Annotated in this window: 24 protein-coding genes; 22 read left to right on the forward strand and 2 right to left on the reverse strand. The window is 72.6% G+C overall.

What is annotated here, in order from left to right; genetic code table 11:
- The first annotated feature begins 1 nt into the window (after position 1).
- From thrC to BRM3_RS10080, 19 genes are all read left to right on the forward strand, one after another.
- Positions 2 to 1,063: a threonine synthase gene (gene thrC, locus BRM3_RS09990; protein ID WP_263593175.1), complete on the forward strand. Its 1,062-nt coding sequence runs from the start codon at positions 2 to 4 to the stop codon at positions 1,061 to 1,063.
- 2 nt (positions 1,064 to 1,065) lie between these two features.
- Positions 1,066 to 1,977, forward strand: a complete 912-nt coding sequence (gene thrB, locus BRM3_RS09995) for a homoserine kinase (protein ID WP_263593176.1) — start codon at positions 1,066 to 1,068, stop codon at positions 1,975 to 1,977.
- 1 nt (position 1,978) lies between these two features.
- Entirely contained in the window at positions 1,979 to 2,149 is a 171-nt protein-coding gene (locus tag BRM3_RS10000; protein WP_263593177.1) for a hypothetical protein, read from the forward strand.
- Positions 2,150 to 2,445: 296 nt separating this feature from the next.
- Positions 2,446 to 4,302 (forward strand): transcription termination factor Rho, encoded by a 1,857-nt coding sequence (gene rho / locus BRM3_RS10005; RefSeq protein ID WP_449495109.1) that lies wholly within the window; start codon positions 2,446 to 2,448, stop codon positions 4,300 to 4,302.
- Positions 4,303 to 4,451: 149 nt separating this feature from the next.
- Positions 4,452 to 4,670, forward strand: coding sequence for a 50S ribosomal protein L31 (gene rpmE / locus BRM3_RS10010; RefSeq protein WP_263593179.1), 219 nt, complete (start codon positions 4,452 to 4,454; stop codon positions 4,668 to 4,670).
- An 84-nt stretch (positions 4,671 to 4,754) separates the two neighbouring features.
- Complete coding sequence (prfA, locus tag BRM3_RS10015; RefSeq protein WP_263593180.1) at positions 4,755 to 5,849, forward strand: peptide chain release factor 1; 1,095 nt, start codon at positions 4,755 to 4,757, stop codon at positions 5,847 to 5,849.
- Positions 5,846 to 6,769, forward strand: a complete 924-nt coding sequence (gene prmC, locus BRM3_RS10020) for a peptide chain release factor N(5)-glutamine methyltransferase (RefSeq protein WP_263593181.1) — start codon at positions 5,846 to 5,848, stop codon at positions 6,767 to 6,769. Before prfA ends, prmC begins: the two co-directional genes overlap by 4 nt.
- A 4-nt stretch (positions 6,770 to 6,773) precedes the next feature.
- Positions 6,774 to 7,655 carry an L-threonylcarbamoyladenylate synthase gene (locus BRM3_RS10025; protein WP_263593182.1) on the forward strand — a complete coding sequence of 294 codons (882 nt, stop codon included), beginning with the start codon at positions 6,774 to 6,776 and terminating at the stop codon, positions 7,653 to 7,655.
- Positions 7,652 to 8,785, forward strand: a complete 1,134-nt coding sequence (locus BRM3_RS10030; RefSeq protein ID WP_263593183.1) for an MraY family glycosyltransferase — start codon at positions 7,652 to 7,654, stop codon at positions 8,783 to 8,785. Before BRM3_RS10025 ends, BRM3_RS10030 begins: the two co-directional genes overlap by 4 nt.
- Positions 8,766 to 9,275, forward strand: coding sequence for a hypothetical protein (locus BRM3_RS10035; protein ID WP_263593184.1), 510 nt, complete (start codon positions 8,766 to 8,768; stop codon positions 9,273 to 9,275). Before BRM3_RS10030 ends, BRM3_RS10035 begins: the two co-directional genes overlap by 20 nt.
- A 465-nt stretch (positions 9,276 to 9,740) precedes the next feature.
- Positions 9,741 to 10,424, forward strand: a complete 684-nt coding sequence (gene atpB, locus BRM3_RS10040) for a F0F1 ATP synthase subunit A (RefSeq protein ID WP_263593185.1) — start codon at positions 9,741 to 9,743, stop codon at positions 10,422 to 10,424.
- 63 nt (positions 10,425 to 10,487) lie between these two features.
- Positions 10,488 to 10,715, forward strand: coding sequence for a F0F1 ATP synthase subunit C (gene atpE, locus BRM3_RS10045; RefSeq protein WP_263593186.1), 228 nt, complete (start codon positions 10,488 to 10,490; stop codon positions 10,713 to 10,715).
- Positions 10,716 to 10,725: 10 nt separating this feature from the next.
- On the forward strand, positions 10,726 to 11,265 hold the full coding sequence (locus tag BRM3_RS10050) for a F0F1 ATP synthase subunit B (RefSeq protein WP_263593187.1): 540 nt from the start codon (positions 10,726 to 10,728) through the stop codon (positions 11,263 to 11,265).
- Positions 11,266 to 11,294: 29 nt separating this feature from the next.
- Entirely contained in the window at positions 11,295 to 12,110 is an 816-nt protein-coding gene (locus BRM3_RS10055) for a F0F1 ATP synthase subunit delta (RefSeq protein WP_263593188.1), read from the forward strand.
- 81 nt (positions 12,111 to 12,191) lie between these two features.
- Positions 12,192 to 13,817: a F0F1 ATP synthase subunit alpha gene (atpA, locus tag BRM3_RS10060; protein WP_263593189.1), complete on the forward strand. Its 1,626-nt coding sequence runs from the start codon at positions 12,192 to 12,194 to the stop codon at positions 13,815 to 13,817.
- A gap of 63 nt (positions 13,818 to 13,880) precedes the next feature.
- The gene (locus tag BRM3_RS10065) at positions 13,881 to 14,792 is read left to right on the forward strand and encodes a F0F1 ATP synthase subunit gamma (protein ID WP_263593190.1); all 912 of its coding nucleotides are present in this window, start codon (positions 13,881 to 13,883) and stop codon (positions 14,790 to 14,792) included.
- 62 nt (positions 14,793 to 14,854) lie between these two features.
- On the forward strand, positions 14,855 to 16,336 hold the full coding sequence (gene atpD, locus BRM3_RS10070) for a F0F1 ATP synthase subunit beta (RefSeq protein ID WP_263593191.1): 1,482 nt from the start codon (positions 14,855 to 14,857) through the stop codon (positions 16,334 to 16,336).
- Complete coding sequence (locus BRM3_RS10075) at positions 16,333 to 16,608, forward strand: F0F1 ATP synthase subunit epsilon (protein WP_263593192.1); 276 nt, start codon at positions 16,333 to 16,335, stop codon at positions 16,606 to 16,608. Before atpD ends, BRM3_RS10075 begins: the two co-directional genes overlap by 4 nt.
- A 24-nt stretch (positions 16,609 to 16,632) precedes the next feature.
- Positions 16,633 to 17,070, forward strand: a complete 438-nt coding sequence (locus BRM3_RS10080) for a DUF2550 domain-containing protein (RefSeq protein ID WP_263593193.1) — start codon at positions 16,633 to 16,635, stop codon at positions 17,068 to 17,070.
- 16 nt (positions 17,071 to 17,086) lie between these two features.
- Here BRM3_RS10080 and BRM3_RS10085 read toward each other — a convergent pair whose 3' ends face one another.
- Positions 17,087 to 18,280 carry an N-acetylglucosamine-6-phosphate deacetylase gene (locus tag BRM3_RS10085; protein WP_263593194.1) on the reverse strand — a complete coding sequence of 398 codons (1,194 nt, stop codon included), beginning with the start codon at positions 18,278 to 18,280 and terminating at the stop codon, positions 17,087 to 17,089.
- A gap of 52 nt (positions 18,281 to 18,332) precedes the next feature.
- On the reverse strand, positions 18,333 to 19,040 hold the full coding sequence (gene nucS, locus BRM3_RS10090; protein WP_263593195.1) for an endonuclease NucS: 708 nt from the start codon (positions 19,038 to 19,040) through the stop codon (positions 18,333 to 18,335).
- 108 nt (positions 19,041 to 19,148) lie between these two features.
- Between nucS and BRM3_RS10095 the strand changes: the two genes are divergently transcribed.
- Genes BRM3_RS10095 through BRM3_RS10105 form a run of 3 tightly spaced genes read left to right on the forward strand, consistent with a single transcriptional unit; the run spans position 19,149 to position 22,180 of the window.
- Positions 19,149 to 20,213 (forward strand): hypothetical protein, encoded by a 1,065-nt coding sequence (locus tag BRM3_RS10095; protein WP_263593196.1) that lies wholly within the window; start codon positions 19,149 to 19,151, stop codon positions 20,211 to 20,213.
- The gene (locus tag BRM3_RS10100; RefSeq protein ID WP_263593197.1) at positions 20,210 to 21,265 is read left to right on the forward strand and encodes a hypothetical protein; all 1,056 of its coding nucleotides are present in this window, start codon (positions 20,210 to 20,212) and stop codon (positions 21,263 to 21,265) included. Before BRM3_RS10095 ends, BRM3_RS10100 begins: the two co-directional genes overlap by 4 nt.
- Before the next feature lie 30 nt (positions 21,266 to 21,295).
- Positions 21,296 to 22,180, forward strand: a complete 885-nt coding sequence (locus BRM3_RS10105; RefSeq protein ID WP_263593198.1) for a co-chaperone YbbN — start codon at positions 21,296 to 21,298, stop codon at positions 22,178 to 22,180.
- Positions 22,181 to 22,230: the final 50 nt, after the last annotated feature.

Below are 22,230 nucleotides of genomic sequence, written 5' to 3' on the forward strand. Positions count from 1 at the left end.
CATGGCACACCAGTGGCGCGGCGTGATCGCCGAGTACCGCGAGTTCCTCCCGTTCGAGGACTCGGACACCCTGCTCACCCTCGGCGAGGGCGGCACGCCGCTCGTGCATGCCCCCGCGCTCGGCGAGCGGGTGGGCGCCGACGTCCACATCAAGGTCGAGGGCATGAACCCGACCGGCTCGTTCAAGGACCGCGGCATGGTCAGCGCCATGTCCCGCGCGGTGAGCGACGGCGCGCAGACCGTCGTGTGCGCGTCGACCGGCAATACGAGCGCCTCGGCCGCCGCGTACGCGACGCGCGCCGGGATCGGGTGCGCGGTGCTCCTGCCGCAGGGCAAGATCGCCTCCGGCAAGCTCGCACAGGCGATCGTGCACGGCGCCCAGCTGATCGCGGTCGACGGCAACTTCGACGACTGCCTCGAGATCGCCCGCAAGCTCGACGCCGCCTTCCCCGTCGAGCTCGTCAACTCCGTCAACCCGTACCGCCTGCACGGCCAGAAGACGGCGGCCTTCGAGGTGTGCGACGCGCTCGGCGCGGCACCCGACATCCACATCCTCCCCGTCGGCAACGCGGGCAACATCTCCGCGTACTGGATGGGCTACCGCGAGTACGCCGAGCGCGGCATCACCTCCTCGCGCCCGGCCATGTGGGGCTTCCAGGCGGCGGGCGCCGCCCCGTTCGTGCTCGGGCGCCCGATCCCCGACCCCGAGACGGTCGCGACCGCCATCCGCATCGGCGCGCCCGCCTCGTGGGATCTGGCCGTCGCCGCACGCGACGACTCGGGCGGCCTGATCGACGCCGTGAGCGACCAGCAGATCCTCGACGCGCAGGCGCTGCTGGCCTCCGAGGTCGGCATCTTCGTCGAGCCCGCGTCGGCCGCGGGCGTCGCCGGGCTGCTCCAGCAGGCCGAGCGGGGCCGCGTGCCCGCCGGCGCGACCATCGCGATCACCGTCACCGGCAACGGGCTCAAGGACATCGACACCGCGCTCTCCCAGCGCGACGTGACCCCCACCCTGATCGACGCCGACGTCAACGCCGCCGCCGAGGCGCTCGGTCTGGCCTGACCGTGAGGATCGTCCGCACCGCCGTGCGCGTCGAGGTCCCCGCCACGAGCGCCAACCTCGGCCCGGGCTTCGACGCGATGGGCATGGCCCTCGGCCTCGCCGACACCGTCGAGCTCGAGGCCGTCGCCGGGTCCTCGGAGGTCGAGGTGACGGGGGAGGGCGCCGGGAGCGTGCCGACCGACGAGTCCCATCTCGTGCTGCGCGCCCTGCGCGTGGGCCTCGACCACGCCGGCGCCCCGCAGCCGGGGGTGCGCATGCGCTGCACGAACCGGATCCCCCACGGCCGCGGCCTCGGCTCGAGCGCCGCCGCGACGGTCGCGGGGTTGCTGCTGGCCCGCGGTCTCGTCGCCGCGCCCGAGGCCCTCGACGACCGCGCCGTGCTCGACCTGGCGACCGCGATGGAGGGCCATCCCGACAACGCGGCCCCGGCGCTGCTGGGCGGTGTCACGGTCTCCTGGACCGAGGACGGCCGCGCCCGTTCGGCCACCCTCGACGTGCCCGAGGACACCGTGCTCGACCCGGTCGTCCTGCTGCCCGCGCGCGAGCTGTCCACCCGCACCGCGCGGGGCCTGCTGCCCGAGACCGTGCCTCATGCCGACGCCGCCTTCACGGCGGGGCGCGCCGCGCTCCTCGTGCACGCCCTCACGCGCGACCCCTCGCTCCTGATGGAGGCGACGGAGGAGCGCCTGCACCAGACCCAGCGCGCCCCCGGCATGCCCGAGAGCGTCGAGCTCATGCGCGTGCTGCGCCAGGAGGGCTACCCGGCGACCATCTCGGGCGCGGGGCCGTCGGTGCTCGTGATGGCGGGGGGCGACGCCGAGCTCGCGCCGCTCGTGCGCCGCGTGGTCTCCGATCCCTCCGCGTGGCGTTCGGCCCGTGTCGGCCTGGACCGGCGCGGCGCTCGCCTGTGCTAAGGTGAGCCCGCGCTCCGGCGCATCCCAGCACCACCACGATCACGATCTGGTCGTCCTCGCCCGCGGTCCTGCCCCGCAGCCCGCCGAGGAGGCGCCCGTCGAGGTGCTCACCATCCTCCGTGATCGCCAGGAGGCCGCCCACCGGGGATCCGGTTCGGCCACGGTGCGGTGACACGGCCCGCTCCGCGCCGCGACCACCACGGGCAGCGCCGGGCACCTCCACGATCATCTCGCCGCCCGGCTCCCGGCCCCGATGCGCATGCGCCCCGGACCGTCCGGACGATCCCGAACATGACTGTGCACGTTCCTGCCGCTCCCCGCCGCCATGCCGCGTCGCGGCCGCAGGGCACGCATTCTTCTGCCACCTCAGGGCCGTCCGGCCCGACAGGAAGGACACCGGTGACCGACACCACCACCGCGAGCGACACCGCCTCGCTCTCCTCCAAGAAGCTTCCCGAGCTGCAGGCCATGGCGGCCCAGCTCGGCATCAAGGGCGCTCGCCGACTGCGCAAGGGCGAGCTCGTCGAGGCGATCCGCACCGGCGGCGCCTCCGTGCCCGCGGCGATCCGCGAGGACGCGACCGCCGCCCCCCGCGCCGACGAGCCCCGCCGCGAGGTGGGCGAGCAGCGCCGCCAGGGCGCGCTCGACGTGCGCGCCGAGGACGCGGGCTCCGCCTCGCGTCCCGCGGACGCCGAGCAGCACGCGACCTCGACCGAGGACCGTCGCCCCGAGCGCTCCGACCGTCAGCATCGCGAGAACCGCGCCGACCGCCAGGACCGCGCCGACCGCCAGGACCGCGACGAGCGCCGCGATCGCCCCCGCCGCGTCGAGGACATCGCCCTGCCCGACCGCTCCCGCGAGGACCACGAGGACGGCGCGCGCTCGGGCGGCGACCGTTCCTCCCGCGAGGACCGCCAGGACCGCGGCGACCGCCAGCAGGACCGGGGCGACCGCTCCGAGAACCGCCGCGACGACCGCGACGGCGAGGACGGCGACGATCGCCGCAACCGCCGCAGCCGCAACCGCTCGCGCGACCGCAAGCGCCGCAACCGCAACGGCGGCCAGGGCGGACAGGGTGGCCAGGACAACGCCGGCCAGCGTCCCGACACCGAGCCGGAGACCGAGGCCCGCGACGGCGAGGAGCTGGTCGCGGTCGCCGGCATCCTCGACATCCGCGACAACAACGCCTACGTGCGCACGACCGGCTACCTGCCCGCCCCGAGCGACGTGTTCGTGAGCGTCAACCAGGTGCGCAAGTACGGGCTGCGCAAGGGCGACGCGATCACCGGCCAGGCCAAGGCGCCCAAGGGCGGCGAGGACCAGGTGCTCGAGCCGCAGAACATGTCGGCCCGCCAGCGGCGCAACAACCGCAACAACGCCTCGAAGTTCGCGCCGCTCGTCGCGGTCGACACCGTCAACGGCATGACCCCCGAGCGGGCCCGCAACCGCGTGGACTTCACCAAGCTCACGCCGCTGTTCCCGGACGAGCGTCTGCGTCTGGAGACCGCCCCCACCGCGATCACCCCGCGCGTCATCGACCTGGTCTCGCCGATCGGCAAGGGACAGCGCGGCCTCATCGTCGCGCCGCCCAAGGCCGGCAAGACGATCATCATGCAGCAGATCGCCAACGCGATCACCACCAACAACCCCGAGGTCCACCTCATGGTCGTGCTCGTCGACGAGCGCCCCGAGGAGGTCACGGACATGCAGCGGACCGTCAAGGGCGAGGTCATCGCCTCGACCTTCGACCGTCCCGCCTCGGACCACACGATCGTTGCCGAGCTCGCGATCGAGCGCGCCAAGCGCCTCGTCGAGATGGGCAAGGACGTGGTCGTGCTGCTCGACTCGATCACCCGCCTCGCGCGCGCCTACAACCTGGCCACGCCCGCCTCGGGCCGCATCCTGTCCGGCGGCGTCGACGCCTCCGCGCTCTACCCGCCCAAGCGGTTCTTCGGCGCCGCCCGCAACATCGAGCACGGCGGCTCGCTCACGATCCTCGCGACGGCCCTCATCGAGACCGGCTCGACGATGGACGAGGTGATCTTCCAGGAGTTCAAGGGCACCGGCAACATGGAGCTGCGCCTGTCGCGCACGCTGTCCGAGCGCCGCATCTTCCCGGCCGTCGACGTCAACGCGTCGAGCACCCGCCGCGAGGAGCAGCTCATGGCCCCCGACGAGGTCCAGGTCATGTGGAAGCTGCGCCGCGTGCTCGGCACCCTCGAGCAGCAGCAGGCGATCGAGCTCCTGCTCGAGCGGATCAAGAAGACGCAGTCCAACACCGAGTTCCTGCTGTCGGTCCAGAAGAACACCCCCGGCCCCAGCTGACGCGCGGGAATACCGTCGCGGGGCAGGACGTTGGTCACTTTGCCCGAGTCGTGGGCGCCCCGCATCGGGCCCCGTGGCACACTTGACGCCGGTTCTGGTTCACGACGCCCGCCGGGCGCCGACCCAGCGACTGTGAGAAGGAGAGAGACATGAAGAGCGGCATCCATCCGGAGTACGTGGAGACCACGGTCACCTGCACCTGTGGCAACACCTTCACGACCCGCAGCACGAAGTCCGACGGCAAGATCAGCACCGAGGTCTGCTCGGCCTGCCACCCGTTCTACACGGGCAAGCAGAAGATCCTCGACACCGGTGGCCGCGTCGCCCGCTTCGAGGCGCGCTACGGCAAGAAGAACGCCGCCAAGTAAGCATTCGCCACGACGCCGGCGGTCCCGCCCAGGGGCCGCCGGCGTCGTCGCATCCGGCCACCGAGGACAGAGGAGCTGCGGGCCATGGAGGGTCTCGACGCGCTCGTGCGCGAGCACGCCGAGCTCGAACGGCGGATGGCCGATCCGGCCCTGCACGCCGACGCCGCGGCCGCACGCCGGGTGGGACGCCGCTACGCCGAGCTCGCGCCGATCGTGCGTCTCGTCCGCGAGCTCGACGCCGCGCAGCAGGACCTGGGCGCGGCGCGCGAGCTGGGTGCCGAGGATCCCGAGCTGGCCGGGGAGGCCGAGGCGCTCGAGGCCCGCTGCGCCGAGCTCACCGAGGAGCTCGAGGAGCTGCTCGCCCCGCGCGACGCCGACGACGCCCGGGATGTGATCCTCGAGGTCAAGGCCGGCGCGGGCGGCGAGGAGTCGGCCCTGTTCGCCGCCGACCTCGTGCGCATGTACCGGCAGTACGCGACCGCCCAGGGCTGGACCACCGAGGTCATCACGTCCTCGGACAGCGATCTGGGGGGCTTCAAGGACGCGACCGTCTCGATCCGTGCCGCGGGCAGCCCCGCTCCCGCCGACGGGGTCTGGGCGCACCTGAAGTACGAGGGCGGGGTGCACCGCGTGCAGCGGGTCCCGGTCACCGAGTCCCAAGGCCGGATCCACACCTCCGCGGTGGGAGTGCTCGTCATGCCCGAGGCCGACGAGACCGACGAGGCCGAGCTGCTCGCCGACCAGATGGCCCCCGCCAACCTCCGCATCGACGTGTTCCGCTCCTCGGGGCCCGGCGGGCAGAGCGTCAACACGACCGACTCGGCCGTGCGCATCACCCACCTGCCCACCGGCATCGTGGTGTCGTGCCAGAACGAGAAGAGCCAGCTGCAGAACAAGGAGTCCGCCCTGCGGATCCTGCGCTCGCGCCTGCTCGAGGCGCTGCACGCCGCCCAGGACGCCGAGGCCTCCGCCGCCCGGCGCTCCCAGGTGCGCACCGTCGACCGCTCCGAGCGCATCCGCACCTACAACTTCCCCGAGAACCGGATCGCCGACCACCGCACGGGCTACAAGGCCAACAACCTCGACCAGGTGCTCGCCGGCGACCTCGGCCCCGTGATCCGCAGCGCCCAGGACGCCGATCGCGCCGCGATGCTCGCGAGCGCGCAGGAGCGCGGATGACCGCCACGGGCGAGGGCGCCGTTCGTCTCCGCCTGCGCACGGCCCTCGCGACCACGACCGGGCGTCTCGCGGGCGCCGGGATCGTCTCGGCGAGCGTCGACGCGCGCGCCCTGCTCTCCCGCGCCGCGCGCACGAGCGGCCCGCTCGTCCTGCTCGACGAGCTGCCCGAGGACTTCGAGGCCGAGCTCGAGGCGCTCACCGCGCGTCGCGAACGGCGCGAGCCCCTCCAGCTCATCCTCGGCACCGCGCCCTTCCGCCACCGGGAGCTGCGCGTGCGCCCGGGCGTGTTCATCCCGCGCCCCGAGACCGAGGTCGCCATCGACGTGCTCCTGGCCCATGCCGCCCGCTGCCGCGTGCGGCGCGTGGTCGACCTGTGCACGGGAAGCGGCGCCCTCGCGGTGGCGGTCGTCGACGAGCTGCCCCGCGTCGACGTGGTCGCCGTCGAGCTCGACGGGGCCGCCGCGGAGCTCGCGGCCGAGAACCTGGCGGCCGCCGCCCGTCCGGGAGCGCCCGGGAAGGCGACCGTGCGCCGCGCCGACGTGACCGATCCGGCCGCCCTCGCCGATCTGCGCGACATCGACGCCGTGCTCTCGAACCCGCCCTACATCCCGCCCGACGCCGTGCCCCGCGAGATCGAGGTCACGGCGTGGGACCCGGCCGCGGCCCTCTACGGCGGGGGAGCGGACGGCCTCGAGGTGCCGCGCGCGGTGATCGCGCGCGCCGCCGAGATGCTCGCCTCGGGGGGCCTGTTCGTCATGGAGCACGCCGACTCCCAGGGCGCCGCCGCGCGCGCCCTCGCCGAGGGTCACGGCGCCTTCGAGGACGTGCGCACGGTGCGCGACCTGGCCGGGCGTGACCGGTTCCTCGTGGCCCGCCGACGGCCCGTGCCGCGAAGCACGGCCGCGGAAGTGAGAAACTGAGCCGGTGAGCGTCCATGACACGAAGAACGACGAGACCCGCGACGCGGCCCTGACGGCCGCCCTCGACGCGGTCCGCGCCGGCAAGCTGATCGTCCTGCCCACCGACACCGTCTACGGGATCGGCGCCGATGCTTTCCAGCCCGAGGCCGTGCAGGCCCTGCTCGACGCCAAGGGGCGCGGGCGCGACGTGCCGCCGCCCGTGCTCGTGGGCGACCCGGCCGTGCTGATGGCGCTCGCCGTCGACGTGCCCGAGTACGCCGAGCGCCTCGCCGAGGAGTTCTGGCCCGGCGCCCTCACCCTGATCCTCACGGCCCAGCCCACGCTGGGCTGGGACCTGGGGGAGACCCGCGGCACCGTCGCCCTGCGCATGCCGGACGAGGAGGTCGCGCTCGAGCTGCTGCGCCGCACCGGCCCGCTCGCCGTCTCGAGCGCCAACCGTCACGGCAAGGACGCGGCCCTCACGGTGCTCGACGCCGCGACCCAGCTCGGCGACAGCGTCGAGGTCTACCTCGACGGCGGCACCGCCCGCATCGGCACCTCCTCGACGATCATCGACACGACCGTCGAGCCCGCCGAGATCGTGCGCGAGGGAGCCCTCACGCGCGAGGAGATCGTCGCCGCCGTCGGCGACATCTTCACCGCCGCGCAGCCCGAGGAGCCCGACGCCGCCGAGGGCGCCGCCGACGCCGCCGAGAGCGCCGCCGAGGGCGCCGCCACGGCGGAGACCGGCCAGGACGTGGCCGCCGACGCCCCCGACGCGACTCCCGCCGAGGCCGCGTCCCCGGACGAGCCGGCGGAGGCCGAGCCCGCGGACGCCCCGCCCGCACCCGTGCTGGACCTGCCCCGGGAGACCGATGCCGAGGGCACCGAGGGCCGCGCCGGGTGAGGATCTACCTCTTCGTCCTGCTGATCGCGGCCGCGGTGACCTTCCTGTGCACCCCGGCGGCGCGGCTCCTCGCACGCCGCGCCGGAGCCATGACAGCAGTGCGTTCGAGGGACGTGCACGACACCGTGACCCCGCGCCTGGGCGGCGTGGCCATGCTCGCGGGCGTGCTCGCGGCCATGCTGATCGCCCGCCGCATCCCCTTCCTCGCGGGCCTGTTCGACGAGAGCGACCAGGCCTGGGCCATCGTCGTCTCCGCGACGCTCGTGTGCCTCGTGGGCGCGGCCGACGACAAGTGGGACCTCGACTGGGTCACCAAGCTCGCCGGCCAGGCGCTCGCCGCCTTCGTCCTGGCGTGGCAGGGCGTGCAGTTCACGTCGCTCCCGATCGGCGGGCGCACGCTGCTCTCGCCGACCACCCTGCTCATCCTGACCGTGCTCGTGGTGCTGGTCTCGATGAACGCCGTCAACTTCGTGGACGGGCTCGACGGCCTCGCCGCGGGCGTGATGGCGATCGGGGGGAGCGCCTTCTTCGTGTACGCCTACATGCTCACGCGCACCGTGAGCACGACCGACTACTCCTCCCTCGCGGCGCTCATCACGGCGATCCTGATCGGCATCTGCCTCGGCTTCCTCCCGCACAACCTCACCCGGGCCCGCATCTTCATGGGGGACAGCGGCTCGATGCTGCTGGGCCTGCTGCTGGCCGCGTCCTCGATCACGGTGACCGGGCAGATCGACACGGCCCGCATGAGCGGCGCCGACCTGTTCGCGCAGTTCCTGCCGATCCTGCTGCCGATCGGGGTCATGTTCATCCCCTTCCTCGACTTCGCGCTCGCGGTCATCCGCCGCGTCGGCTCGGGCCGCAGCCCCTTCCAGGCCGACGCGATGCACCTGCACCACCGCCTGCTGGGGCTCGGCCACACCAAGGCCGGCGCCGTCTGGATCATGTACACGTGGTCCGTCGTCGTGTGCGCGGGGCTCATCCTGCCGGTGATCGCCCCCGCCCGCGCCGTGATCGCGTTCTGGGTCCTCGGCATCCTGATCGCGCTCGTCCTGACCTTCGACCCCCTGAACCTGCGCCGCGGCCGGCGCGACCGACACGAGGAGACCGATGAGCTCACGCATTCCTGAGAGCCCCCGCGACGGCGCCGAGGAGGACCTCGGCGCCGTGCGGGCGCACAGCGAGCAGGTGGCCGCGGCGAACGACCGGCATCTGCTGCGCGCGCTGCGCGGCGCCGTGCTCGCCGGGATCGTGCTGGACCTGCTGCTCCTGCTCGCCGCGCTCCTGCTCGGCGGCGACGGCGCGCTGGCCGGCGCCCTCATCGGCAGCGCGCTCGCGCTCGTGATCACCCTGCCCACCCTCGTGAGCGCCCGGGTGGGCGTGCGGCAGGGCCCCGCGGCGATGGCCGGGATCGTGCTGGGCGCGTGGCTGGTCAAGATGATCGTGCTGATCGTGGTGCTCCTGGCCATCCAGGACGTCGCCGGCATCGCGCGTCCGTGGCTGGGGGTCGCGCTGCTCATCGGGGCGGTCGCCCCGGCCGTGATCGAGGCCGTCATGATGACCCGGACGCGGCCCCGTCTCGAGGTCCGCGATCCGGGCGATCCGGGCGGCCGGCGCTGAGCGCCGCGACGGCGGGGAAGCCATGCTCTCTGCTATGCTGAACGCGCACGTAGCACGCTGGCAGCCTCGTTCCAGGACAGGTCGGACGACACGTCGTCAGGCGGGTTCTCGGGGTCGCGCCCGTGCCGTACCCCTCAGCTCCTCCTTCCGGTTCCCCCTGCTCCATGACGGGAACCGCACGCGGAGGCCGGATCCCCATCCGGCGCCGCGGCCGGTGGAGCCGGAGTCGGCGGCCACGGCCGCCGGTGCTGCGGGATCCGCTGTTCGCGGGTCCACCGGAGACCACCTGCCGGAGCCGCGCCCCGAGCGCGAGACCGACGACCATGGGAGATCGAGCTGAACACCGCCGACGACGCGACCGTCCTCCTCGCTGAAGGGAACTCCTTCCTCGACCACACGCCCACGCTCAAGGAGTTCTTCCCGGACCCGTTCCTGTTCGCGGGGACCCCGTTCGAGTTCAACCGCGTGCAGCTGGTCCGCCTCATCATCGTGGCCGTCGTGCTCATCGTGATGTGCATCATCGCCTCGCGCGCCCGCCTCGTGCCGGGCAAGGCGCAGTCGGTGGTCGAGCTCCTCATGGACTTCGTCGACAACACGATCATCAAGAACACGCTCGGCCTGCGCGAGGGACGCCGCTACGCGCCCATGCTGATCACGATGTTCTTCCTCATCCTCGCGATGAACCTCGCGGGCGTGATCCCCGGGCTCAACCTCGCGGGCACCTCGGTGATCGGGATGCCGCTCATGCTGGCCCTGTGGACCTTCGTGACCTACGTGTACTTCGGGGTCAAGAAGCACGGCTTCGGCGGCTACCTCAAGCACGAGACGATGCCCCCCGGCGTGCCGTGGCCCATCTACATCCTGCTCGTGCCGATCGAGTTCCTGCAGGTCGTGCTGATCCGCTGGGGATCGCTCACGATCCGACTGCTGGCCAACATGGTCGCGGGCCACATCATGATGCTCGTCTTCATCGGCATGACCCAGGCCCTGCTCTTCTCGGGCTCCTGGCTGATCGCGATCTCGCCCCTGTCGGGCGCCCTGGCCATCGGGATCTACGGCTTCGAGATCTTCGTGGCGGCCCTGCAGGCCTTCATCTTCACGATGCTCTCGGCGGTCTACATCCAGATGGCCACCGCGGACGAGCACTGATCTCCCTCCCCACCACGCACCACCCCTGTCGCCCACAAGGTCGGCACAACGAAAGGAAACCCTGTGGACAGCACGATTCTCGCTGAGCTCTCCGGCAACGTCGCATCGATCGGCTACGGCCTCGCCGCGATCGGCCCCGGCATCGGCATCGGCATCATCGTCGGCAAGACCGCCGAGTCGATGGCGCGTCAGCCCGAGCTGCGCAGCCAGCTGCAGACCACCATGTTCATCGGCATCGCCTTCACCGAGATCCTGACGCTGCTGGCGATCGTCACCGGCTTCCTCTTCTGAGGCATCCCCCATGTATCTGGCTGAAGAAACAGTGCCGGGGTATCAGCTGCTGATCCCCCAGGTCCCGGACATCGTCTGGACCCTGATCTTCCTGGTCATCTTCGCCGTCGTCTTCATGAAGTTCGTCCTCCCGCGGCTCAACGCCGTGCTCGAGGAGCGGGCCGAGAAGATCGAGGGCGGCCTGGCCAAGGCCGAGCAGGTCCAGGAGGAGGCCGACCGGATGCGCGCGGACCAGGAGCAGGAGCTCGCCGCCGCCCGTCAGGAGGCCGCCGGGATCCGCGAGAAGGCCCGCCAGGACGGCGCCCGCATCGTCGAGGAGGCCAAGGCGCGCGCCGAGGCCGAGTCCGAGCGCGTGCTCGCCTCGGGTCGCCAGCAGCTCGCGGCCGAGCGCCAGACCGCGTCCACGCAGCTGCGCGGCGAGGTCGGCTCCCTGGCGAGCGACCTGGCCTCGAAGATCGTGGGCGAGTCCCTCACCGACGACGAGCGATCCTCCCGCGTGATCGACCGCTTCCTGGCCGACCTCGAGTCGTCCGCGACCGCGACCCGCTGACCGAGAACTGCACGAAGGAGCACTGACCGATGCGAGGAACCTCAGCAGCCTCTCTGCGCGAGGTCGTCGACGGCGCGGAGACGAGCTTCCGTTCCCCCGACGTCCCCCTGGAGCAGACGGCCGATGAGCTGTTCTCCGCTGCCCGGGTGATCGACTCCAGCAATCAGCTGGTGCGTCTGCTCAGCGACGGCGGGCGACCCGCCGAGGTCAAGCAGGCCGCGGCCCGCGACCTCTTCACGGGGCAGGTCGGCCGGACCGCCCTCGCCGTCGTGCTCGACGTCGTCGCGCACCGCTGGTCCGAGCAGGAGGACATCCTCGACGCGCTCGAGCGCGTGGGCGTGACCGCCCTGCTCACCCGGGCCGATCAGGAGGGTCGCCTCGGCGCCGTCGAGGAGGAGCTGTTCCAGGTCTCGCGCCTGATCGACCAGTCCCCGGCGCTCTCGGAGGCCTTCGACGACGCCCGTGATCGCTCCGGCGAGCGCGAGGCGATCGTGCATCGGGTGCTCGACGGTCGGGTCGACGCGCTCACCGTCCAGCTCGTGGCCCAGGCCGTGGGGCGTCGCAGCGAGGCCAAGCCCGCTCGCCGCGTGCTCGAGCTGGCCCAGTACGCCTCCGAGCGCCGGCGCCGCCTGCTCGCGATCGTCTCGAGCGCCCGCGCGCTCACCGACGTCCAGCAGCAGCGTCTCGGCACGATCCTCGACCGGATCTACGGGCGCAGCGTCCAGATGAACTTCGAGATCACGCCGGACGTGGTCGGCGGCCTGCGGATCCAGGTCGGCGACGACCTCTACGACGCGACCGTGCTCGCACGGCTCGGTCAGGCGCGCGAGCGCCTGGCCTCGTGACGGCGCCGCCGCGGCGCCCCCTCAGCACCCACACCCCTCCCCGGCAGCGCCGGGCCCACCGATAGGAAGCGAAGCAGCGCGATGGCCGAGCTCACCATTTCCCCGGACGACATCCGGCACGCCCTGGACACCGCGGTGTCCACCTACCAGGCCGGCACCCCGGACCGCGAGGAGGTCGGACGCGTCTCCGAGGCGGCCGACGGCATCGCCCGCGTCGAGGGCCTGCCCAACATCATGGCCAACGAGCTGGTCCGCTTCGAGGACGGCACCCTGGGTCTCGCCCTGAACCTGGACCTGCGCGAGGTCGGCGTCGTCGTCCTCGGCGAGTTCTCCGGGATCGAGGAGGGCCAGGAGGTCCGTCGCACGGGCGAGGTCCTCTCCGTGCCCGTCGGCGAGGGCTACCTCGGCCGCGTGGTCGACCCGACCGGCGCCCCGATCGACGGCCTCGGCGAGATCGAGACCACCGGGCGCCGCGCTCTCGAGCTGCAGGCCCCGACGGTCATGCAGCGCAAGAGCGTCAAGGAGCCGCTGCAGACCGGCCTCAAGGCGATCGACGCGATGATCCCGATCGGCCGCGGCCAGCGCCAGCTCATCATCGGCGACCGCCAGACCGGCAAGACCACGATCGCGCTCGACGCGATCCTGAACCAGAAGGCCAACTGGGACAGCGGCGACCCCGCGAAGCAGGTCCGCTGCATCTACGTGGCCGTCGGCCAGAAGGGCTCGACGATCGCCTCGGTGCGCGCGACCCTCGAGGCCTCGGGCGCGCTCGAGTACACGACCATCGTCGCGGCCCCGGCCTCCGACCCGGCCGGCTTCAAGTACATCGCCCCCTACACCGGCTCGGCCATCGGCCAGCACTGGATGTACGAGGGCAAGCACGTCCTGATCGTGTTCGACGACCTGTCCAAGCAGGCCGAGGCGTACCGCGCCGTGTCCCTCCTGCTGCGCCGCCCGCCGGGCCGCGAGGCCTACCCGGGCGACGTCTTCTACCTGCACTCCCGCCTGCTCGAGCGCTGCGCGAAGCTGTCGGACGCGATGGGCGGCGGCTCGATGACGGGCCTGCCGATCATCGAGACCAAGGCCAACGACATCTCGGCCTACATCCCGACCAACGTCATCTCGATCACCGACGGTCAGTGCTTCCTGCAGTCGGACCTCTTCAACGCCGACCAGCGCCCCGCCGTCGACGTGGGCGTGTCGGTCTCGCGCGTGGGCGGTAGCGCCCAGATCAAGGCCATGAAGTCGGTCTCGGGCACGCTCAAGATCTCGCTGGCCCAGTACCGCGACCTCGAGTCTTTCGCGATGTTCGCCTCGGACCTCGACGCGGCCTCGCGCCAGCAGCTGTCCCGCGGCGCGCGCCTCATGGAACTGCTCAAGCAGTCGCAGTCCACGCCGTACCCCGTCGAGGAGCAGGTCGTCTCGATCTGGGCCGGCACCACCGGCAAGCTCGACGACGTCGAGGTCGAGGACGTGCGCGACTTCGAGTCCGTGCTGCTCGAGCACCTGCGCCACAACGGCAGCGTGCTCGCGACGATCCGCGAGACCGGCAAGTTCGAGACGGAGACCGAGGAGGAGCTCAGCCGCATCCTCGCCGACGTCAAGCGCGACTACCTCGCCGGCAAGGGCCAGGGCGCCGCCGTCAACGACGAGAACGGCCGGATCGAGTCGGCGAACATCGACCAGGAGAACATCGTCCGCGGCTGATCGGAGCCGGGCGGCCCCGACAGGTCGCCCCCGACCACCGATCGTCACGAACGAGGGAGAGACATGGGAGCGCAGCAGAGGGAGTACAAGAAGCGGATCCGCTCCGCCCAGGGCATGCAGAAGATCTTCAAGGCCCAGGAGATGATCGCCGCCGCGCGCATCGCCAAGGCCCATGCCCGGGTGCAGGCGACCACGCCGTACGCCGACGCCATCACCCGCGCCATCGGCGCGGTGGCCACGCACAGCCGCGACGCGGAGCACCCCTACCTGGACGCCGAGCGCGTCCACGGGGCCGGCCGCGCGGGCATCCTGCTCATCACGGCCGACCGCGGCATGGCCGGCTCGTACTCGCCCAACGCGATCCGCGAGGCCGAGCGCCTGGCCAACACGCTGCGGGACGAGGGCAAGACCCCGGAGCTCTACGTGGTCGGCCGCAAGGGCGACTCGTACTTCCGCTTCCGCAACCGGTCGGCCGCGCAGTCGTGGACGCCCTACCGCGAGGAGGACATCCCGGAGCTGGGGCGGGAGATCGCGGACGTGCTCAACGCCAAGCTGCTGTCCGAGGGCGACGACCGGCTCGACGAGCTGTTCGTCGTGGGCACCCGCTTCCTGAGCCGGTTCCAGCAGCAGGCCCGCGTGGCCCGCCTGGTGCCGCTCGCCGTCGTGGACGCCGAGGACACGTCGGGTCTGACGTACCCGCTGTACGACTTCATCCCGGACGCCGAGTCGGTGCTCGACGAGCTCGTGCCGCGGTACATCGAGGCGCGCATCATCAACATCCTGCTGCAGTCGATGGCCTCGGAGCACGCCGCCCGCCAGCGCGCCATGAAGACCGCCACGGACAACGCCGACTCCCAGATCACCAAGTTCACCCGCCTCGCCAACGCCGCACGACAGGCCGAGATCACCCAGGAGATCACGGAGATCGTGGGCGGCGCCGACGCGCTGGCCGGTTCGGGCCGCAAAGACCGCTGAGACCTCCCGGACGCGATCGGGCACAGACCGCGACCGGCACGACCCTTGAAGGAAGAGCACCCATGAGCATCACCGCCATCGCCCCCGGGGAGACCACCTCTCCCGACGCCGCGACCGGCCGCGTCGCCCGCGTGACCGGCGCCGTCGTCGACGTCGAGTTCCCCCCGGGACGGATCCCGGCCCTCAACAACGCGCTGACCGCCCGCATCGACCTCTCGGGCGAGAGCGAGGGCGAGGAGCCCTTCACCCTGTACCTCGAGGTCGCCCAGCACCTCGGCGACGGCATGATCCGCGCGATCGCGCTCAAGCCGACCGACGGCCTCGTGCGCGGCCAGGCCGTGACCGACCTCGGCGAGGCCATCTCCGTGCCCGTCGGCGACGCGACCCTGGGCCACGTGTTCGACACCGTCGGCAACGTGCTCAACCTCGCCGAGGGCGAGACCCTGCAGGTGTCCGAGCGCTGGCCGATCCACCGCAAGGCCCCCAACTTCGACCAGCTCGAGTCGAAGACCCAGATGTTCGAGACCGGCATCAAGTCGATCGACCTGCTGACCCCGTACGTCCAGGGCGGCAAGATCGGCCTGTTCGGCGGCGCCGGCGTGGGCAAGACGGTGCTCATCCAGGAGATGATCTACCGCGTGGCCAACAACCACGACGGCGTCTCCGTGTTCGCCGGCGTGGGCGAGCGCACCCGTGAGGGCTGGGACCTGATCGAGGAGATGACCGAATCGGGCGTCATCGAGAAGACGGCCCTCGTCTTCGGCCAGATGGACGAGCCGCCGGGCACCCGCCTGCGCGTCGCGCTCTCGGCCCTCACCATGGCCGAGTACTTCCGCGACGTCCAGAACCAGGACGTGCTGCTGTTCATCGACAACATCTTCCGCTTCACCCAGGCGGGCTCCGAGGTGTCGACGCTGCTGGGCCGCATGCCCTCGGCCGTGGGCTACCAGCCCAACCTCGCCGACGAGATGGGCGTGCTCCAGGAGCGCATCACCTCGACCCGCGGCCACTCGATCACCTCGATGCAGGCGATCTACGTGCCCGCCGACGACTACACCGATCCGGCGCCGGCCACGACGTTCGCCCACCTCGACGCGACGACCGAGCTCTCCCGCGAGATCGCCTCGCGCGGCCTGTACCCCGCGATCGATCCGCTCGCCTCGTCCTCGCGCATCCTCGACCCGACCTACGTCGGCCAGGAGCACTACGACGTCGCGGTCCGCGTCAAGCAGATCCTCCAGCGCAACAAGGAGCTGCAGGACATCATCGCGATGCTCGGCGTCGACGAGCTGTCCGAGGAGGACAAGGTCATCGTCGCCCGCGCCCGTCGCCTGCAGCAGTTCCTGTCGCAGAACACCCACATGGCCAAGCAGTTCACGGGCGTCGACGGCTCGGACGTCGCGCTGCGCGACACCATCGAGGGCTTCAAGGGCATCTGCGACGGCGAGTTCGACCACATCGCCGAGCAGGCGTTCTTCAACGTCGGCGGGATTGACATGGTGCTCGCCAACTGGGACCGCATCCAGAAGGGCCTGGAGAAGTGAGCACCCTCGAGGTCACCTTCGTGACGCCGGACCGCACGATCTGGAGCGGGCGGGCCGCCCAGGTCGTGGTGCCGGCGTCCGACGGCTCGCTCGGCATCCTGCCCCGCATGCAGCCCACGCTCGCGACGCTCGGCAGCGGGGACATCCGCGTCATCGGCGAGGACGGCAGCGTCGACGTCTTCCCGGTCGCGGGAGGATTCATGTCGATGGACGAGGACATCGTCACGATCGGCGTCGACGAGGTGCTGGCCTCCGAGCCGGCCGGACGCTGAGCGACCCGGACCGAGGCGACGCAGATGCACCTGAACGTCCCGATCACCCTGGTGGTGGTCGGGACGTTCGTCGTCCTGCTCGCCCTCGTCTACCTCGCCCGGCAGTTCCTCGTCTCCCGCCGCCAGGGCTCCTTCGAGTGCACGCTGTGGCGTCGGGCGATCACGGGCCGTGAAGGCTGGCAGCTCGGCCTCATGCGCTACCGCACCGACCGGCTGCGCTGGTACCGGGCCTTCTCGCTCGGCCTGCGGCCCGAGGTGACGATCCGGCGCGACGAGATCGCCGACATCGACCGCGGCCCCGTCGTGCCGGGCGCCGGGGGAGCGGACGCCTACGTCGTGCTCGACCTGCTCCTGACCGACGGCCGGACCCGCAGGATGCTCATGGCCCGGTCCTCCTCGGCCGGCCTGCTGGCCTGGCTCGAGGCGGCACCCGCGGGCTACGTCATCACGGGCGCCGACTGAGGCGGGGCCTCGCCCCTCAGGCGACCTCGACGCCCCCACGCAGCACGCGGCCCGCGTGCAGGTCGGACGTCGCGAGCAGGACGTCGGCGCGCCGGCCGGCCGCGAGCGCCCCGATCCGGTCGGACAGGCCCAGCACGCGGGCGGGCACCGCGGAGGCGGCCCGCACCGCGACGGCGAGATCGATCCCGGCCTGCTCGACGCACAGCCGCACGACGTCGAGCAGGTGCGCGGTGCCGCCCGCGATCGCGCCGCCCTCGGTGAGGGTCGCGACGGCCCCCTCGACGGTCACGTCGAGCGCGCCGAGCGTGTAGCGCCCATCGGGCATGCCGGCGGCGGCCATCGCGTCGGTCACGAGCACGACGTGGTCGGTGCCCGCGATGTCCATGACGTAGCGCACGGTGTCGGGGGCCAGGTGCACGCCGTCGCCGATCAGCTCGACGACCATCTCGCCGCGCGCCGCGGCGTCGAGGCACGCGAGGGCGGGGCCCGGGTCGCGGTGATGGATCGGGCGCATGCCGTTGAACAGGTGGGTCGCGGTCGGCAGGGCCGAGCGCGAGCCGCTCGTGCGCAGCGCCGCGAGCGCGCGGGCGATCCCGTGCTCCATCTGCTCCGCGGTCGCGTCGGTGTGCCCGAGCGACGGCACGGCGCCGCCGCGGGCGAGCGCGTCGATCACCGCGTCCGCGCCCTCCGCCTCGGGCGCGACGGTCATGGTCGCGAGCGCGCCGCCGGCGATCGTGCACAGCTCGGTCACCAGGTCGGCGTCCCCCGCGGCGATGTGCGCGGGGTTCTGGGCGCCCTTGCGGGCGGGGGAGATGAACGGTCCCTCGAGGTGGATCGCGGCGAGGTCCCCCGAGCGCACGAGCTCGGCGAGCACCGTGGTGCGCGCGCGCAGCTCCTCGGGGGAGGCGGTCACGAGGGAGGCGACCAGGGAGGTCGTGCCGTGCAGGAGATGCTCGCGGGCCCCGCGGCGCGCCTCGTCGACGTCGGCGCAGTCGGGGAAGGACACCCCGCCGCCGCCGTGGCAGTGGAGGTCGACGAGCCCCGGCAGGATCACCCCGTCCCATCGCTCGGCGCGCGCGGCCTCGTGGCCCGGGGCGAGGGCGGTGGGACCCGCCCAGACGATCTCGGCGTCGGCGACGAGCACGGTCGCATCGGGCACGACGCCCGTCTCGAGCACCGCGGTGCCCCTCAGGGCGAGATCGACGTTCACGGAGGTCCTCCTGGAGAGCGGGGGCCGCTCGGCCCCGGATTCGAAACGGGGGTCAGAACAGGCGGGACTCGGCGTCGTCGATGCCGCGCAACGCATCGTAGTCGAGCGTCACGCACGTGATGCCGCGATCGACGGCGAGCACCTTGGCCTGGGGCTTGATGGCCTGGGCGGCGAAGATGCCGCGGACGGGCGCGAGCAGCGGATCGCGGTTGAGCAGCTCGAGGTAGCGGGTGAGCTGCTCGACCCCGTCGATCTCGCCGCGCCGCTTGATCTCGATCGCGACGGCCGCGCCGTCGGGGTCGCGGGCCAGGATGTCGACGGGGCCGATCGCGGTGCCGTACTCGCGACGCACGAGCGACCAGCCCGCCCCCAGGGTCTCGATGTTCTCGGCGAGCAGCGCCTGCAGGTGGGCCTCGACGCCGTCCTTCTGCAGGCCGGGGTCGATGCCGAGCTCGTGCGAGGAGTCCTCGAGGATCTCGTGGAGGCGCACGCGCAGCCGGTCGCCGGACTTGGCGTGCACGACGTCCCACTCCTCGACCCACGCGTCGTCGGGGTCGAGGGCCGCCTCCTCCGGGCTGCGGGCCTGCGTGCGCAGGGTGCACGGCGGGCTCATCCAGTTCAGCGGCTTGTAGCTGCCGCCGTCGGAGTGGACGAGCACGCTGCCGTCGGCCTTGACAATCAGCAGACGGGGGGCGAGGGGGAGATGCGCGGTCAGTCGACCGGTGTAGTCGACGGCGCAGCGGGCAACGACGAGACGCACCCGGACAGGCTACGACACCTCCGGGCCGTCCACCCACGCGCCGCGCACGGGTGGAAGTCGTCACGTGCGCTGGAGGCGACCCGAGGGGCCCCCGGTAGTCTGAACCGGATGCCGAAACCTGAGGGAGGGACCACCGTGCGCAGACTGCTCGCCGTCGCACTTGTCGTGCTCGGCCTGGGGGGCCTGCTCCTGGGCCGACTGGGGGAGACCGTGTGGGCTCCGGAGACCGAGCGCACCGCCGCCGTGCAGCTCGACGACTCCGGGCCGGCCGTCGTGATCGATCCGGGCGTCGTGTACGTCGGGGGCCACGAGGGCACGCTGACCGTGACCGGGCCGGCCGACGTCTCGGTCATCAGCGCGCCGAAGGACGACGTGGCCGCCTACCTCGGCGACACCCGCCACACCGAGATCACGGGCGTGCCCGACTGGGCGACGCTCACCGCCAAGGACGTGAGCGCCGACGGCGACGCGACCCTCCCTGATCCCGCGGGCGCCGATCTGTGGCGCACGGTGCGGACCTCCGCGAGCCCCGCGGAGATCTCGCTGGCCGAGCTGTGGAAGGCCGACGGCGGGGCGAAGCCCGCGCAGCCCTACCAGGCGATCCTCATCGTCACCGACGGCACCCAGCCCGCCGCGACCGAGGTGTCCGTGACGTGGCCCGTCGAGGCCGCGAACGCGTGGGTGCCCTACGCCTACGTGATCGGCGCCGTGCTGGCCGTGCTCGGGCTGGTGCTGTTCGTGATCGACTTCTCGGCCGCGCGGACGCGCCGCCAGGCCGCCGAGGACGAGCTCGACGCCGAGGCCGCCGACACTGCTGCTGTCGAGACCGAGGCTGTCGAGACCTCGGCCGAGGCTGTCGACGCACCTGCCGAGGACGACGACGCGCCTGCCGAGGGCGCCGTCGCCGCACCGGCCGAGGCCGCTGCGTCCGAGGACGACGCTGCCGATGCCTCCCGCGTCGAGGAGACGACGGAGGCCGACCCGGCGTCGGCCGAGGAGGAGCACCGCACCCGCGTCGTGCCCGCCCGGACGGGGCGCCACCGTGCGCTGTCCGCGGAGGAGACCGACCTGCTGACCCCGCTCGACGCGGACGGCCAGCCCCAGGACGCCGCCGAGCACAGCTCGGACCCCGCCGAGACCGACACCGCTCCCGAGGAGGGCGAGAACCGATGAGCCCCACCGCCCGTCCCGAGCGCACCGGCGGCATCGCCCGTCGCCGCCTGATCGTCGGCTCCGGCGCCGCCGCCGTGGGCCTCGCCCTCGCCGCCTGCTCGCAGGAGGAGACGCCGCCTGTTGTGCAGACCGGGGAGGCGTCCGCGACGCCGACGCCGGTCGCCGACGCCGACCAGTTCACCCAGATCATGAAGGAGACCTCGGCCGCGCTCACGGCGGCGGACGAGGCCAAGGACCCGGCCAAGCTGGCCCCGCGCATCGTCGGCTCGGCCGCCGAGTTCCGCACCCGGGCCTACGAGATCATCGCCAAGATCCCCGATCACGCCGAGTCCCTCGCGACCCCGTCGGCGGCGATCCTGGTGCCCGCGACCTCGGTCTCCGGCGACTTCCCGCGCACCGCGATCCTGCTGGTCGCCGACGCCGTCGAGGGCGGCAACCCCTTCTTCATCCCCTTCCAGCAGGCCGACGCCCGCTCGGACTACGCGACGTGGGGCTGGGCCCGCCAGCTCGGCGGGGTCGACATGCCCTCGGTCGAGGACTCGAGCGTCGGGGCGACGGCCGTCGCGGCCGATGCCGACGGCCTCCTCGTGACCCCGGCCGACGCCCTCGCGCTCTATGCGGCCGTGCTGAGCAACGGCGACGGCTCCGACCCCGACGACAAGCTCGCCTCGGACCCCTTCGCGGAGTCGGTGCACCAGGGCATCCAGGACGAGCGCGCCAAGCTCAACGCGAACGTGCCGGCGAACTCCCTGGCCACGATCCACGAGTCCTACTCGGTGCACGAGGGCGAGTTCGCGGCGCTGCGCAGCGACGACGGCGGGGCGATCGTGATCGGGACCCTGCGCTCCTCGCGCACCATCACGGTCGTCAACGGCGCGACGCTGCGCTACGCGGATCCCGAGTCGGAGCTCGTGGGCAAGACCAGCTTCACCAAGGAGTTCGTGCGCGACTACGGCGAGGTCGTGGCGCTGCACGTGCCGACCGCCGACTCCGGCGCGCAGGTCCAGCCCATCGGCGCCTCGAAGATGCTGCTGGGCGCCCACGGCGAGTAAGACCCGCATTCGAGAGAGAGGACAAGAACCATGAGCGACCCCTACGGCATGATCGACCTGTCGACCCTGCGCCACGACGCCCCCGCCGCGGACGCCGGGGAGCCGGGCGTCTACGAGATCGCCGTGACGGAGCAGGGGCTCGAGCAGGTCATCGCCGACTCCGACACCGTCGCGACCCTCCTCGTCGTCACCAGCTCCCGGGTGCCGCGGGGGGCCGAGTTCCTCGCGGTGCTGCGCCGGCTCGTCGACGCCCAGCGCGGCGTGCTGCGCCTGGCCACCGTCGACGCCGACACCCAGCCGCGCGTGGCCGGGGCGCTGCGCGTCCAGAACCTGCCGACCGCGCTGCTGCTCCTGCGCGGTCAGATCCAGCCGCTCTTCGAGGGCGCCGTCGCCGAGGCCGAGCTCGCGCCCGTGCTCGACCAGGTGGCCCAGCTCGCCGCGTCGCAGGGCCTGCCCGGTCTCGCAGCCGGGGACGAGGCGCCCGCCGAGGAGGACGAGCCGCTGTCGCCGCTCGAGCAGGCCGCCTACGACGCGATCCAGAGCGGCGACCTCGACGCCGCCGTGGCCGCGTACCAGTCGCTCCTGAACGAGAATCCGGCCGATGCCGAGGCGAAGGCCGGCCTGGCGACCGTGCACCTCATGCAGCGCACCCAGGGCGCCGACCTCGACGCCGCCCGCACGACGGGCGCCGAGCGGCCCGGCGACCTCGAGGCGCAGCTGCTCGTGGCCGACCTGGACGTGCTCGGCGGCCACGTCGACGACGCGTTCGCGCGCCTGCTCGACCAGCTCCGCGGGGCCGACGAGGAGACCCGCGACGCGGTGCGCACGCGCCTGCTCGAGCTGTTCGAGGTGGTGGGCGCGGAGGACCCGCGCGTCGCGGCGGCCCGTCGCCGCATGGCGAACCTACTCTACTGAGGCCCCCGCCTCCGACGCACGCGGCCCGCCCCGGATGCTCCGGGGCGGGC

Source organism: Brachybacterium huguangmaarense (assembly GCF_025725725.1).
Taxonomy (GTDB): domain Bacteria; phylum Actinomycetota; class Actinomycetes; order Actinomycetales; family Dermabacteraceae; genus Brachybacterium; species Brachybacterium huguangmaarense.

Bases quoted from the DNA above. Each gene is read 5' to 3' on its own strand.
- thrC (WP_263593175.1), top strand. From the start codon at position 2: ATGGCACACCAGTGGCGCGGCGTGATCGCCGAGTACCGCGAGTTCCTC.
- rho (WP_449495109.1), top strand. From the start codon at position 2,446: ATGGCGGCCCAGCTCGGCATCAAGGGCGCTCGCCGACTGCGCAAGGGC.
- rpmE (WP_263593179.1), top strand. From the start codon at position 4,452: ATGAAGAGCGGCATCCATCCGGAGTACGTGGAGACCACGGTCACCTGC.
- prfA (WP_263593180.1), top strand. From the start codon at position 4,755: ATGGAGGGTCTCGACGCGCTCGTGCGCGAGCACGCCGAGCTCGAACGG.
- prmC (WP_263593181.1), top strand. From the start codon at position 5,846: ATGACCGCCACGGGCGAGGGCGCCGTTCGTCTCCGCCTGCGCACGGCC.
- BRM3_RS10035 (WP_263593184.1), top strand. From the start codon at position 8,766: ATGAGCTCACGCATTCCTGAGAGCCCCCGCGACGGCGCCGAGGAGGAC.
- BRM3_RS10050 (WP_263593187.1), top strand. From the start codon at position 10,726: ATGTATCTGGCTGAAGAAACAGTGCCGGGGTATCAGCTGCTGATCCCC.
- BRM3_RS10055 (WP_263593188.1), top strand. From the start codon at position 11,295: ATGCGAGGAACCTCAGCAGCCTCTCTGCGCGAGGTCGTCGACGGCGCG.
- atpA (WP_263593189.1), top strand. From the start codon at position 12,192: ATGGCCGAGCTCACCATTTCCCCGGACGACATCCGGCACGCCCTGGAC.
- BRM3_RS10065 (WP_263593190.1), top strand. From the start codon at position 13,881: ATGGGAGCGCAGCAGAGGGAGTACAAGAAGCGGATCCGCTCCGCCCAG.
- atpD (WP_263593191.1), top strand. From the start codon at position 14,855: ATGAGCATCACCGCCATCGCCCCCGGGGAGACCACCTCTCCCGACGCC.
- BRM3_RS10080 (WP_263593193.1), top strand. From the start codon at position 16,633: ATGCACCTGAACGTCCCGATCACCCTGGTGGTGGTCGGGACGTTCGTC.
- BRM3_RS10095 (WP_263593196.1), top strand. From the start codon at position 19,149: ATGCCGAAACCTGAGGGAGGGACCACCGTGCGCAGACTGCTCGCCGTC.
- BRM3_RS10100 (WP_263593197.1), top strand. From the start codon at position 20,210: ATGAGCCCCACCGCCCGTCCCGAGCGCACCGGCGGCATCGCCCGTCGC.
- BRM3_RS10105 (WP_263593198.1), top strand. From the start codon at position 21,296: ATGAGCGACCCCTACGGCATGATCGACCTGTCGACCCTGCGCCACGAC.